The organism is Streptomyces sp. NPDC057302, from assembly GCF_042667685.1.
In the GTDB taxonomy this organism is placed as follows: Bacteria; Actinomycetota; Actinomycetes; order Streptomycetales; family Streptomycetaceae; genus Streptomyces.
This window is the reverse complement of sequence record NZ_JBHUZJ010000028.1, coordinates 37,419-50,186: the sequence shown is the minus strand read 5'-3', so window position 1 is coordinate 50,186 and position 12,768 is coordinate 37,419. Positions and strand designations below refer to the sequence as shown.

The 12,768-nt window shown below is 71.0% G+C and carries 12 protein-coding genes; 3 read left to right on the top strand and 9 right to left on the bottom strand.

The annotated features are described in order from the left end of the window. Positions 1–2: 2 nt before the first annotated feature. The 5 genes from ACFUPX_RS20800 to rimP form a co-directional block, all read right to left on the bottom strand. The gene (locus ACFUPX_RS20800; RefSeq protein WP_383324322.1) at positions 3–296 is read right to left on the bottom strand and encodes a DUF503 domain-containing protein; all 294 of its coding nucleotides are present in this window, start codon (positions 294–296) and stop codon (positions 3–5) included. A 138-nt stretch (positions 297–434) separates the two neighbouring features. Then, complete coding sequence (gene infB, locus ACFUPX_RS20795; RefSeq protein ID WP_383324318.1) at positions 435–3,656, bottom strand: translation initiation factor IF-2; 3,222 nt, start codon at positions 3,654–3,656, stop codon at positions 435–437. Between the two features lie 145 nt (positions 3,657–3,801). Then, positions 3,802–4,092 carry a YlxR family protein gene (locus ACFUPX_RS20790; RefSeq protein ID WP_160507520.1) on the bottom strand — a complete coding sequence of 97 codons (291 nt, stop codon included), beginning with the start codon at positions 4,090–4,092 and terminating at the stop codon, positions 3,802–3,804. 124 nt (positions 4,093–4,216) lie between these two features. Next, entirely contained in the window at positions 4,217–5,215 is a 999-nt protein-coding gene (nusA, locus tag ACFUPX_RS20785; protein WP_383324314.1) for a transcription termination factor NusA, read from the bottom strand. A 2-nt stretch (positions 5,216–5,217) separates the two neighbouring features. Next, positions 5,218–5,718 (bottom strand): ribosome maturation factor RimP, encoded by a 501-nt coding sequence (gene rimP, locus ACFUPX_RS20780; RefSeq protein ID WP_383324311.1) that lies wholly within the window; start codon positions 5,716–5,718, stop codon positions 5,218–5,220. Between the two features lie 290 nt (positions 5,719–6,008). Here rimP and ACFUPX_RS20775 point away from each other — a divergent pair, with 290 nt between their 5' ends. Genes ACFUPX_RS20775 through ACFUPX_RS20765 form a run of 3 tightly spaced genes read left to right on the top strand, consistent with a single transcriptional unit; the run spans position 6,009 to position 7,933 of the window. After that, positions 6,009–6,545: a hypothetical protein gene (locus ACFUPX_RS20775; RefSeq protein ID WP_383324308.1), complete on the top strand. Its 537-nt coding sequence runs from the start codon at positions 6,009–6,011 to the stop codon at positions 6,543–6,545. Next, entirely contained in the window at positions 6,542–6,994 is a 453-nt protein-coding gene (locus ACFUPX_RS20770) for a ferritin-like domain-containing protein (protein WP_383324305.1), read from the top strand. The genes ACFUPX_RS20775 and ACFUPX_RS20770 overlap by 4 nt, the downstream gene beginning before the upstream one ends. Before the next feature lie 36 nt (positions 6,995–7,030). Further along, a complete protein-coding gene (locus tag ACFUPX_RS20765) occupies positions 7,031–7,933 on the top strand; it encodes an aminoglycoside phosphotransferase family protein (protein WP_383324302.1) in 903 nt (300 codons plus the stop codon). Between the two features lie 158 nt (positions 7,934–8,091). On the opposite strand, the gene ACFUPX_RS20760 is transcribed toward ACFUPX_RS20765, so the two are convergent. The 4 genes from ACFUPX_RS20760 to ispG all read right to left on the bottom strand — a co-directional run bounded on the left by ACFUPX_RS20760 (position 8,092) and on the right by ispG (position 12,745). Continuing rightward, positions 8,092–9,786: a proline--tRNA ligase gene (locus ACFUPX_RS20760; protein ID WP_383324299.1), complete on the bottom strand. Its 1,695-nt coding sequence runs from the start codon at positions 9,784–9,786 to the stop codon at positions 8,092–8,094. Positions 9,787–9,893: 107 nt separating this feature from the next. Further along, a complete protein-coding gene (locus ACFUPX_RS20755) occupies positions 9,894–10,439 on the bottom strand; it encodes a GNAT family N-acetyltransferase (protein ID WP_383324296.1) in 546 nt (181 codons plus the stop codon). 61 nt (positions 10,440–10,500) lie between these two features. Then, positions 10,501–11,349, bottom strand: a complete 849-nt coding sequence (locus ACFUPX_RS20750) for a GNAT family N-acetyltransferase (RefSeq protein WP_383324293.1) — start codon at positions 11,347–11,349, stop codon at positions 10,501–10,503. A 238-nt stretch (positions 11,350–11,587) separates the two neighbouring features. Beyond that, entirely contained in the window at positions 11,588–12,745 is a 1,158-nt protein-coding gene (ispG, locus tag ACFUPX_RS20745; protein WP_383324290.1) for a flavodoxin-dependent (E)-4-hydroxy-3-methylbut-2-enyl-diphosphate synthase, read from the bottom strand. Between the last annotated feature and the right edge of the window lie 23 nt (positions 12,746–12,768).

Genomic DNA, 12,768 nt, shown 5'->3' with positions numbered 1-12,768 from the left:
AATCAGTCTTCGTCGCCGTGGAGCCTGCGTCGAACGGAGAGCAGCTCCACCTCGGGACGGGCGGCGACCATGCGCTCGCACCGGTCCAGTACGTCGGTGAGGTGCCCCGTCTCCCCGGAGACCAGCGCGAGGCCGATCTCGGCCCTGCGATGGAGATCCTGGTTCCCCGTCTCCGCCGCGCTCACTCCGTGCTTGCGGATGAGTTCGGCGACGATCGGGCGGACGACGGAGCGTTTCTCCTTCAGCGAGTGAATGTCGCCGAGGAGCAGATCGAAGGACAGAGTCCCCACATACATGTGTGTCCGGATGTCCCGCCGGTTCGGGTTCGTGCCCCGCCAACCACTTGGCAGGGACACAAGAACCGTACACGGAACGACCGGGGCCGATCGACGGGATTTACTCCCCTCGACCGGCCCCGACCAGAGCTGCGGTGATCAGCCTCGCGGCTTCTCGCGCATCTCGTACGTCGCGATGACGTCGTCGATCTTGATGTCGTTGAAGTTGCCGAGGTTGATACCGCCCTCGAACCCTTCGCGGAGCTCCGTGACGTCGTCCTTGAAGCGGCGCAGACCGGAGATGTTGAGGCTCTCCGCGATGACCTTGCCGTCGCGGATGAGGCGCGCCTTGGTGTTGCGCTTGACCTCGCCCGACCGGACGAGAACACCGGCGATGTTGCCCAGCTTGGACGAGCGGAAGACCTCGCGGATCTCCGCCGTGCCGAGCTCGACCTCTTCGTACTCCGGCTTGAGCATGCCCTTGAGGGCTGCTTCGATCTCTTCGATCGCCTGGTAGATGACCGAGTAGTACCGGACGTCCACACCTTCGCGCTCGGCCATCTGCGCGGCACGACCGGCCGCACGGACGTTGAAGCCGATCACGATCGCGTCGGAGCCGGTCGCCAGGTCGATGTCCGACTCGGTGACCGCACCCACGCCGCGGTGCAGCACGCGGATGTCGACCTCTTCGCCGACGTCGAGCTGGAGCAGCGAGGACTCGAGAGCCTCCACCGAACCGGACGCGTCGCCCTTGATGATGATGTTGAGGTCCTGCACCAGACCGGCCTTGAGGGCCTCGTCCAGGTTCTCCAGGGAGAACCGAACACCCTTGCGGGCGAAGCGGACGTTGCGCTCACGGGCGGCGCGCTTCTCGGCGATCTGACGGGCCGTACGGTCCTCGTCGACGACCAGGAAGTTGTCGCCGGCACCCGGGACGTTGGTGAGACCGAGGACGAGGACCGGAGTCGAGGGACCCGCCTCTTCCACGTTCTCGCCCTTGTCGTCGAGCATCGCGCGGACTCGGCCGTACGCGTCGCCGACCACCATCGTGTCACCGACGCGGAGGGTACCGCGCTGGACCAGGACGGTCGCGACGGCGCCGCGGCCCTTGTCCAGGTGGGACTCGATCGCAATACCCTGCGCGTCCTGCTCAGGGTTGGCGCGCAGGTCGAGCGAGGCGTCCGCGGTCAGGACCACGGCCTCCAGGAGGGCCTCGATGTTCTCGCCCTGCTTGGCGGAGATGTCGACGAACATCGTCTCGCCGCCGTACTCCTCCGCCACCAGACCGAACTCGGTGAGCTGACCGCGCACCTTGGTCGGGTCGGCACCTTCGACGTCGATCTTGTTGACCGCGACCACGATCGGCACGTCGGCCGCCTTGGCGTGGTTCAGCGCCTCGATCGTCTGCGGCATCACACCGTCGTTCGCCGCGACCACGAGGATCGCGATGTCGGTGGACTTCGCACCACGGGCACGCATGGCGGTGAACGCCTCGTGACCGGGGGTGTCGATGAAGGTGATGCGGCGGTCCTCGCCGTTGACCTCGGCACCGACCTGGTACGCACCGATGTGCTGCGTAATACCGCCGGCCTCGCCCGCAACGACGTTCGTCTTGCGGATCGCGTCGAGCAGTCGGGTCTTACCGTGGTCGACGTGACCCATGACGGTCACGACCGGCGGACGCGCGACGAGTGCTTCCTCGCCGCCCTCGTCCTCACCGAACTCGATGTCGAAGGACTCGAGGAGCTCGCGGTCCTCCTCCTCCGGGCTGACGATCTCGAGGACGAAGTTCATCTCGTCCGCGAGGAGCTTCAGCGTCTCGTCCGGGACGGACTGCGTGGCAGTGACCATCTCGCCGAGGTTCATCATCACGCCGACGAGCGACGCCGGGTTGGCGTTGATCTTCTCGGCGAAGTCGGTCAGCGAGGCACCACGGGACAGGCGAACCGCCTGGCCGTTGCCCCTCGGCAGCATGACGCCGCCGACCGACGGAGCCTGCATCGACTCGTACTCCTGGCGCCTCTGCCGCTTCGACTTGCGACCACGACGCGCGGGACCGCCGGGGCGACCGAAGGCGCCCTGCGTGCCACCACGGGCGTTGGGACCACCCGGACGACCGGCGAAGCCGGGACGGCCACCGCCACCGGGACGGCCTGCGAAGCCGCCGCCACCGCCACCGGGACCACCGGGGCGACCGGCGAAGCCGCCGCCGCCACCGGGACCAGCGGGACGGCCCGCGAAGCCGCCGCCACCGGGACGACCGCCGCCACCGGCACCGCCGGGACGACCGCCGCCGCCAGGACCACGGCCACCGCCGGGGCCACCGCCGGGACGCGGGCTGCCCGCAGCGGGACGCTGCGGCATCATGCCCGGGTTGGGACGGTTACCGCCTGCGCCGGGGGCACCGCCACCGGGACGCGGAGCGCCGCCCTGCGGGCGAGGCATGCCGCCGGGGCTGGGGCGAGCGCCGCCCTGACCCTGCGGACGAGGAGCACCCTGGCCGCCGCCCTGGCCCTGCGGGCGCGGGGCGCCGCCGGGGCCGCCGGTGCCACCCTGGCCGCCAGGTCCACCGGGACCGGGGCGAGCGCCGCCCGGACGGGGCGCCTGCGGGCGCGCCATGCCGGTGGAGCCACCAGAGGTGAAGGGGTTGTTGCCGGGACGCGGTCCTGCCGGACGGCCACCGGGGCGCGGGGCGCCACCCTGGCCGCTCGGACGCGGAGCGCCACCCTGACGGTCACCGCGGTCGCCACGACCCTGGCCACCCTGACCCTGACCACCCTGGCCGGGGGCCGGACGGCCCGCGGGCTTGGGGGCACCCGGGCGAGCGCCCGGACGGGGGCCTGCGGGTGCGGACGAGGCAGCCGGAGCAGCCGGAGCGGCCGGCGGAGCGGTGAACTCCGGGGCGGCCGGAGCCGGGCTGGCCGGTGCGACGGGCGCCGCGGGCTCGGCCGGTGCGGCCGGAGCCACCGGGGCGGCCGGAGCTGCGGGCGCCGGCTTGGGCGTCGGCGGCTTCGGGCCCGGACGGGGACCGGGAGCGGCCGGCGAGGCCGCGGGCTTGTCGGCCGCGTCGGCGGGCTTGGCCGCCGGCGGCTTCGGCGCGGCCGGACCCGGACGGGCGGCCTGCGCGGGAGAGGGGGTCGCCGAGCCCGAGGGGGCCGGCGGCTTGGGGGCGGCCTGCTTGCGCGGCGCCCCGGGCTTGGCGGCGGACTTGCCGTTGCCACCGCCCGTGTTCAATGCGTCAGTCAATTTGCGTACAACGGGCGCCTCGATCGTCGAGGACGCCGAACGTACGAATTCACCGAGTTCTTGGAGCTTGGCCATGACGACCTTGCTCTCTACGCCGAACTCCTTGGCGAGTTCGTATACCCGGACCTTAGCCACTTCGCTCCTTTTAGGTCCGGGTTACGCCGGACCGTCGCTACTTCATGGGCGTACTCATCGCGTGCTCATCGAGTGCTCATCGCAATCTCGACCTACTTCCAACTCGCGGAATACCAGGGCCGCGCGGGGTTCCGCGCGACCTTCCTTACGGTGTTGCCTGCTGGGCAACTGTCTCGACGGCTCGGCGCAAGTCCGCCGTGTCGAGCGGGCCCGGGGCCCGGAAGGCCCTCGGGAACGCTCTGCGTCGGACCGCCAGGTCGAGACAGACCGGAACGGGGTGGATATACGCACCCCGGCCGGGCAGCGTACCGCTTGGATCGGGGGCGCAAGCGCCCTCTTTCGCCACGATGCGCAGCAGATCGCTCTTGGCCGCTCGCTCCCGGCACCCCACACAGGTGCGTTCAGGGCATGCGCGGGCTTGCGTCCGGCCAGACACGATTAAGTCTACCTCCCCGCACCGACCTCACCCCTTTGGGGCAAAAATCGAACGGTTGTTGTCTTGATCAGGGCTCGTTCAGCACCCGGTCAGTGCCCGATCAGCACCCCCGACCAGGCCCTGATCAGGACTCCTCGGAGTCCTGGGCCTGCTCGGTGTCCGGGCGGATGTCGATGCGCCAGCCCGTGAGCCGCGCGGCGAGGCGGGCGTTCTGGCCCTCCTTGCCGATCGCGAGGGACAGCTGGTAATCCGGCACCGTCACCCGTGCGGAGCGGGCCGCCATGTCGACGATCTCCACCTTGCTGACCCGCGCCGGGGAGAGCGCGTGGGCCACCATCTCGCCCGGGTCGTCCGACCAGTCGACGATGTCGATCTTCTCGCCGTTCAGCTCGGCCATGACGTTGCGCACACGCTGGCCCATCGGGCCGATGCAGGCGCCCTTGGCGTTGAGGCCGGAGCGGGTCGAGCGCACCGCGATCTTGGTCCGGTGACCGGCCTCGCGGGCGATGGCCGAGATCTCGACGGAGCCGTCGGCGATCTCCGGCACCTCGAGCGCGAAGAGCTTCTTGACGAGGCTGGGGTGCGTACGGGAGAGCGTGACCGAGGGGCCACGGACACCCTTGGCCACCCTGACGACGTAGGAACGAAGGCGCAGCCCGTGGGCGTACTCCTCGCCCGGGACCTGCTCCTGCACCGGCAGGATGGCCTCCAGCTTGCCGATGTCGACCAGCACGTTCTTCGGGTCGCGGCCCTGCTGGACGACGCCCGTGACGATGTCGCCCTCCCGGCCCGCGTACTCCCCGAGGGTGGCGTCGTCCTGGGCGTCGCGCAGACGCTGCAGGATGACCTGCTTGGCGGTCGTCGCGGCGATGCGGCCGAAGTCGGACGGGGTGTCGTCGAACTCCTTGGCCTCCTGCCCCTCTTCGAGGTCCGCCGGGTCCTCCGTCGCCCACACCGTCACATGGCCGCTCTCGCGGTCCAGCTTCACGCGGGCGCGACGGAAACTGCCGTCGGTGCGGTGGTAGGCGATGAGGAGAGCGGACTCGATCGCCTCGACCAGCAGGTCGAAGGAGATCTCCTTCTCGCGGACCAGACCCCGCAGGGCACTCATGTCGATGTCCACGGCTACGCCTCCTCTTCCTTCTTGTCCTTACGGCTGAACTCGACCTCGACGCGCGCCTTGGCGATCGCGTCGAAGGTGAGCCGGCGGGCGGTGGGCTTGCGCCCCTTCACGCCCGGTACTTCAAGATTCACGCCTTCGTCGTCCACCTCGAGGATGCGGGCGATCACGTCGTCGCCGCCCTCCGTCAGCTGGAACTTCGCCAGGCGGCCGACGGCACGCAGATAGTGGCGGTGCTCCGTCAGCGGGCGCTCGGCGCCCGGGGAGCCGACTTCGAGGGTGTACTCCCCGTCGCCCATCGCGTCGCTCTCGTCGAGCTTCTCGGAGATTTCGCGGCTGATCTCCGCGATCTGGTCCAGATCCACACCGTCGTCCGAGTCGATCACGACCCGCAGCACCCGCTTGCGCCCCACCGAGGCCACTTCGATCTCTTCGAGATCCAGTTCCTTCGAGCTGACGAGCGGTTCCAGCAGTTCTCGCAGCCTCTCGCTCTGGGTGGTGCTCATCCGGGTGACTCCTCGGCCGCGTGTGCTGTTGTGGGATCGTCGTGTGTCAGGTCAAAGGGTATCCGGTCCGGAGGGGTGTTGCCGCCGCCGTCCGGCCGCCGTACGCCCCGCGTGGAGCAGGACCGAGCCGCATCGAGCCGCATCGAGCCGCTCACGAGTACGAGGGCCGTCCGAAGGTACGGTGATCACCGGGCTCGCGCCCGGCTCCGCCCGCCCACCTTCCGCTGCCCGCCTTGCCGCCCGCCTTCTGACTGCCTGCCTTTCTGGCCTTCCTGCCGAGGACGTCTGCTGTGCCGTCGTATCCCACCCCCTCGCACGCCCGCTCGGGTCCGCGCCGCAGGAGTCTGCTGACCGGGGCCGCCGGAGCGGCCGGGGCCGCGCTGCTCTCGGGCTGTTCGGACTCCGACTCCACGGACGCCGACGAGCGTCCGTCCGCCGCCGCGCGAGTGCGCGCGGACGCCGCCAAGGACAGCGGTGAGCTGCTCGGCCGGTACGACGCCGTCCTTGCCGCACACCCCGCGCTGACCGCCCGGCTCGGCCCCTTGCGCGCGGAGGTGAAGCGGCACGAGGCGGTCTTCGCCGAGGGATCCGCTCCTTCCCCGTCCCCCTCGGGCTCCCCCGCCAGGTCCGCGGCGCCCGCTCGGAAGCCCTCCGTACCCAAGGACGAGAAGGACGCCGTGCGCGAGCTCGCGCGGGCCGAGCGGGAGCTGGCGAAGCGGCGCGGGAGTGCGCTGCTGGACGCGCCCGCGGAGCTGGCCAGGCTGCTCGCCTCGGTGGCGGCGGCGGGCGCCGCGCACGCGTATCTGCTGACGGAGGGCGACAAGTGAGCGATTCCAAGGACGAGTTGCGGGCGGTGCAGGCCGCTCTGGGCGCCGAGCACGCCGCCGTGTACGGCTTCGGGGTCGTCGGCGGCCGGATCGGCGAGGGCCGCAGGGCCGAGGCGCGCACGGCGTACGACGCGCACCGCGCCCGGCGCGACGAGCTCCAGCGCGCCGTGCGCGACCTGGGCGGAGAGCCGGAGCCGTCGGCGGCCGCCTACGCGCTGCCGTTCGCGGTGCCGGACCCGGCGGCGGCCGTGCGGCTCGCGACGGAGATCGAGGAGCGGGTGGCGGGGGTCTACTCGGATCTCGTACGGGCCTCCACCGGCGCCCGGCGCCGGAACGCGGCCGATGCGCTGCGGGAGGCGGCGGTCCGTGCGGCGCGGTGGCGCGGCGGGAGCGTAACCTTCCCTGGTCTCGCCGAGCGGGCCGCCGGGTCGGCTACGCCCCGGGACTAAGGCCTTCGGCACAGCCAGGAAGGGAACACCGCGCGTATGGCTCTCGAACCGCCCCCGCGTCTGGTCACCGCACTCGGTGAGACGGCGCAGGACGGCGACGACTGGCTTCAGAAGCTGCCCGAAGCAGCCGAACAGGCCGTCGCTCTACGCGAGTTGACCGTGGAACGGGTCCATGTGCCCGGCGGGCGCAGCGGCCTGGTCGTCCTGGTGCGGCACGCCGACGGCACGCCCGCGGTGCTGAAGCTGGTGCCGCCGAGGTCCCGCCCGGAGAGTGAGCGGGCGGCGCTCGCGCACTGGGACGGCTTCGGTGCCGTACGCCTTCTGGACGCACCCCCCGCGGCGGACGGAGCGCTCCTCCTCGAGCGGCTGCACCGCGATGTGTCGGTGCGTTCGCTGCCCGAGGCCAAGGCTCTCCTGGAGGCGGCGGGCACGTTGCGGCGGCTGTGGGTGGAGCCGCCGTCGGACCATCGCTTCGAGACGGTCGCGGAGCGGACGGGGCGGCAGGCCGAGGCGATGCGGGCCTCGGCGTCCGCCGACGGGGAGGTCGCGCCGCTGATCGATGCCGCGCTCGCCGCGCGGGAGGAGCTGCTCGCGGGGGACGCCGAGGTGCGGCTGCTGCACGGCACTTTCCGGCAGAGCAAGGTGCTTCAGGGGGATCGGGTGCCGTGGCTGGCCGTGGGGCCCGATCCGGTGGTCGGGGAGCCCGCCTTCGACCTGGCGCGCCTCGTGCGCGACCGCGTCGAGGATCTGATCGCCTCGCCCTCGGGGTCGTCGATCACCCGTCGGCGGGTGAAAAAGCTGGCCGAGTCGTTGGACGTGGATCAGGAGCGGTTGCGGGGGTGGGCCCTTTTCCGGGCCGTGGAGTCGGGGGTTCGGGCCCGTCGGGTGGGGCGGGAGCAGGATGCGGAGCTGTTGTTGGAGTTCGCGGGGTGGCTGTAGGCGGGTGGTTGTAGCGGGGCTTCCCTTCCCCGACCCCGCCCCCTCCCGAAAACTCGCTCGGCGCGAGGGCCTTGTACGTACCGTCGTCACCGGCTTCGCCGAGTTCGTCCTCAGACGCCGGACGGGCTGAATGAATTCAGCCCGTCCGGCGTTTCGACTCAGGCCGTCAGCCGCGCCACGGCCTCCGCCACCGTCAGCTCCTCGCGCTCTCCGGTCCGCCGGTCCTTCAGCTCCACTACGCCCTCGGCCGAGCGGCGGCCGGCGACCAGGATCTGCGGCACACCGATCAGCTCCGCGTCCGTGAACTTCACGCCGGGCGAGACGCCCGCCCGGTCGTCGACCAGGACCCGCACGCCCGCCGCGTTCAACTGCTCGGAGACGTCGAGCGCCAGCTCCGTCTGGAGCGCCTTGCCCGCGGCCACCACGTGGACGTCGGCGGGGGCGATCTCCTTGGGCCAGCACAGGCCCTTGTCGTCCGCCGTCTGCTCGGCCAGCGCGGCCACCGCGCGCGAGACGCCGATGCCGTACGAACCCATGGTCACGCGGACCGGCTTGCCCTGCTGGCCCAGGACGTCGAGCTGGAAGGCGTCGGCGAACTTGCGGCCGAGCTGGAAGATGTGGCCGATCTCGATGGCGCGGTCCAGCTTGAGGCCGGTGCCGCACTTGGGGCAGGGGTCGCCCTCCTCGACGACCACGACGTCGAGGTACTCGTCGACCTCGAAGTCACGGCCCGCGACGACGTTCTTCGCGTGCGTGTTGAGCTTGTTCGCGCCGGTGATCCAGGCCGTGCCCGCGGCCACCCGCGGGTCGGCGATGTAGCGGACCTTCTCCAGGCCCTGGGGGCCGACGTATCCGCGTACGAGATCGTCGCGGCCCTCGAAGTCCTCGGCCGTCACCAGCTCCACGACGGCCGGCGCCAGGTGCTCGCCGAGCTTGCCGAGGTCGACCTCGCGGTCGCCGGGCACGCCGACGGCCACGATCTCGCCGTCGACCTTGACCAGGAGGTTCTTCAGGGTCGCGGAGGCGGGCACGCCGAGGTGGGCGGCGAGCGTCTCGATGGTCGGGGTGTCGGGGGTGTCCAGGTCCTCGACCGGACCGTGCGCCGAACCGTCCACCTCGGCGGCCACGAACGACACGGCCTCCGTGTTGGCCGCGTAGTCGCACGCGGGACAGTCCACGAACGTGTCCTCGCCGGCCGGCGCGGGCGCCAGGAACTCCTCCGACGCGGAGCCGCCCATCGCTCCCGACACCGCCGACACGATGCGGTGGTCGAGGCCGAGGCGCTCGAAGATCTTGATGTACGCGGCGCGGTGCAGGGCGTACGACTCGGCGAGGCCCTCGTCCGTCGTGTCGAAGGAGTACGAGTCCTTCATCTGGAACTCACGGCCGCGGAGCACACCGGCGCGGGGGCGGGCCTCGTCGCGGTACTTCGTCTGGATCTGGTACAGGATCACCGGCAGGTCCTTGTAGGACGAGCACTGGTCCTTGACGATCTGGGTGAAGATCTCCTCGTGCGTGGGGCCGAGGAGGTAGTCCGCACCCTTGCGGTCCTTGAGGCGGAAGAGCAGGTCGCCGTACTCGTCGTAGCGGCCCGTCACGTCGTACGACTCCTTGGGCAGGAGTGCGGGCAGGAGGACTTCCTGGGCGCCGATGGCGTCCATCTCCTCGCGTACGACGTGGGTGATGTTCTCCAGGACCTTCTTGCCCAGCGGCAGCCAGGACCAGATGCCCGCGGCGGTGCGGCGGACGTACCCGGCCCGGACGAGCAGCTTGTGGTTGAGCGTCTCGGCGTCCGCCGGGTCGTCGCGCAGTGTCTTGATCATCAATCGGGACATGCGCTGGACCTGGGCCATGGTGAACTCCTGCGGGATGGGGGTCCCCCCTGCTCGAGCGGAGCCGAGAACTTGGGAGAGGGTGATGGCAGGAGGTTAGCCGGGGCTCGGGTGCGGGCGGAAATCGGTTAGATGCCTCGCCGTCTCAGCGGCAGGGGCGCGCCCATCACCGCGTACGGCTTCGGGGCACTGGGGAACTGGACGTTGCGGGCCAGGTCCGCGTACCCCAGGGAGCGGTAGAGGCCGCGTGCGGGGCTCTCGATGTCGATCGCGGAGAGGATCGAGCGGGGCTGGCGGACGGCGTCCGTGATGGTGGTGATGAGCGCGCGGCCGACTCCGCGGTTCTGGTGGCCGGGCTGCACGTGGAGCTCGGTGATCACGAAGGAGTCGTCGAGCCAGTCCTCCGCTCCCCCGCCGCGCAGATACGGCTCGACGACCGTGGACCACCAGTGGCCGCGGTCGTTGGGCATGCCGTAGACGAAGCCGACGAGCCGCCCCTCGGGGGTGGTGGCGCCGAGCGCGCGGGCGCCGGGGTAGGTGATGTGCCGCAGCACGATCTGCCGCCGCACGGCCACCTCGTCGTCGCCGAGCCCGAAGGCGTGGGCCTGCACCCGCAGCGCTTCGTCCACGTGCGTGGCGAGGTCCAGCGGCCCGATCACGACGTCGTCAGTCATGCGCCGAACTTTAACTCGCGGACGGGGGTACGTGAGGAGTGCGGAGCCGGACGCACAGGGGCTAGAACAAGACGCTCATGAACGCCCCGACCTCCTGGAAACCCACCCGCCGGTACGCCGCCCTCGCCGCGGTGTTGAAGTCGTTGACGTAGAGGCTGACCACCGGGGCCACGTCCGCGAGGGCGTAGCGCAGGACGGCCGCCATGCCCGGGGCCGCGTAGCCCTGGCCTCGGTACTCGGGGGCCACCCAGACGCCCTGTACCTGACAGGCCTGGTTCGTGGCCGCGCCGATCTCCGCCTTGAAGATGACCTTGCCGTCGCGGTCGAGCCGGGCGAAGGAGCGCCCCGCGCCGACCAGTTCGGCGACCCGTGCCTGGTAGAGCAGGCCACCGTCGCCGGCGAGCGGCGAGATGCCGACCTCCTCGGTGAACATCGCCACGCACGCGGGCATGATCGTCTCCATCTCGTCCTTGCGGACGCGACGGACGTACGGGTCGGGGGCGATGTCGTGCGGGAGCCGGTCGGTGACCATCAGGGGCTGCTGGGCGCGGACCTCGCGGGCGGGGCCCCAGGACGGTTCGAGGAGCCGCCACAGCTGGGCGGTGGGTTCGGCGGGGCCGACGATGGAGGAGCAGCGGCGGCCTGCCCTGCGGGCGCGGTCGGCGAAGGCGCGGATCGCTCGCGGGGTCGCGCAGATCGGGACGAGGTTGGCGCCCGCGTAGCAGAGGGACTCCAGCATTCCGTCCTGGTACCAGCCCCACATCTCGCCGCCGAGCCGCCACGGGTCGAGGCCCGCGACCCGGACCCGCGAGGTCACGAAGGCGTTGGCCACCGGCTCGCGGTCGAGTACTGCGAGCGCGGCGTCCAGGTCACTCGGTTCGAGGACCCTGGTGGTGGTCTGAGTCAACACGTGCGGGGGCCTCACCATACGGTCTGCTGCGATCTCCGCACTGTACCTGGCGGGGGCGCCTTGTGCGGGGTGCCTTTTGTCCTGGGGGGGCCTCACCGTGGGCGGGTGCTGCTCGTCTGTGCCTGAGGCCCTTCGCCGCTTCGCGGCGGATGTCTCCCACCCACCCACCCATTACCCCGAAGGCGCACGCACGTGAGCCCCGCCGCCTATCCGGCAGCGGGGCTCACGTGGTGGACGTTCAGCCTGCGACGGCTACCGACGGTTCGCCCGAGGGGACTCCGTCCTTCTCCATCTGTTCGGCGATCTTCAGCGCCTCTTCGATGAGCGTCTCCACGATCTTCGACTCGGGGACGGTCTTGATGACCTCGCCCTTGACGAAGATCTGGCCCTTGCCGTTGCCGGAAGCGACGCCGAGGTCGGCCTCGCGGGCCTCGCCGGGGCCGTTCACGACGCAGCCCATGACGGCGACGCGGAGCGGGACCTCCATGCCGTCGAGGCCCGCGGTGACCTCTTCGGCCAGCTTGTAGACGTCGACCTGGGCACGGCCGCAGGACGGGCAGGAGACGATCTCCAGGCGGCGCGGCTTGAGGTTGAGGGACTCCAGGATCTGGAGGCCGACCTTGATCTCCTCCACCGGCGGGGCCGACAGCGAGACGCGGATCGTGTCGCCGATGCCCTCGGAGAGCAGCGCGCCGAAGGCGACCGCCGACTTGATCGTGCCCTGGAAGGCGGGGCCCGCCTCCGTCACGCCGAGGTGCAGCGGGTAGTCGCAGGCGGCGGCAAGCTGGCGGTAGGCGTTGACCATGACCACCGGGTCGTTGTGCTTGACCGAGATCTTGATGTCGCTGAAGCCGTGCTCCTCGAAGAGCGACGCCTCCCACAGGGCCGACTCGACCAGGGCCTCCGGGGTGGCCTTGCCGTACTTCTGGAGGAGACGCGCGTCCAGGGACCCCGCGTTGACACCGATCCGGATCGGCGTGCCCGCGTCGTTCGCGGCGCGCGCGATCTCCTTGACCTTGTCGTCGAACTGCTTGATGTTGCCGGGGTTCACACGGACGGCGGCGCATCCGGCGTCGATCGCCGCGAACACGTACTTCGGCTGGAAGTGGATGTCCGCGATCACCGGGATCTGCGACTTGCGCGCGATCGTGGACAGCGCGTCCGCGTCGTCCTGCGTCGGGCACGCGACCCGCACGATCTGGCAGCCGGACGCGGTCAGCTCCGCGATCTGCTGCAGCGTCGCCCCGATGTCGGACGTACGCGTCGTCGTCATCGACTGCACCGACACCGGTGCGTCCCCGCCGACGGCGACCGTACCGACCTGGATCTTGCGGCTGACACGGCGGTCGGCGAGCTTGGTCGGTACGGACGGGATTCCGAGAGAAACGGCAGTCATCTGGCGTGCATCCCCAAGGTGTG

Excerpts from the sequence above, each read along its gene's own strand:
- ACFUPX_RS20800 (WP_383324322.1), bottom strand. The coding sequence starts at position 296 with ATGTATGTGGGGACTCTGTCCTTCGATCTGCTCCTCGGCGACATTCAC.
- rimP (WP_383324311.1), bottom strand. The coding sequence starts at position 5,718 with ATGAGCACCACCCAGAGCGAGAGGCTGCGAGAACTGCTGGAACCGCTC.
- ACFUPX_RS20765 (WP_383324302.1), top strand. The coding sequence starts at position 7,031 with ATGGCTCTCGAACCGCCCCCGCGTCTGGTCACCGCACTCGGTGAGACG.
- ACFUPX_RS20760 (WP_383324299.1), bottom strand. The coding sequence starts at position 9,786 with ATGGCCCAGGTCCAGCGCATGTCCCGATTGATGATCAAGACACTGCGC.
- ACFUPX_RS20755 (WP_383324296.1), bottom strand. The coding sequence starts at position 10,439 with ATGACTGACGACGTCGTGATCGGGCCGCTGGACCTCGCCACGCACGTG.
- ispG (WP_383324290.1), bottom strand. The coding sequence starts at position 12,745 with ATGACTGCCGTTTCTCTCGGAATCCCGTCCGTACCGACCAAGCTCGCC.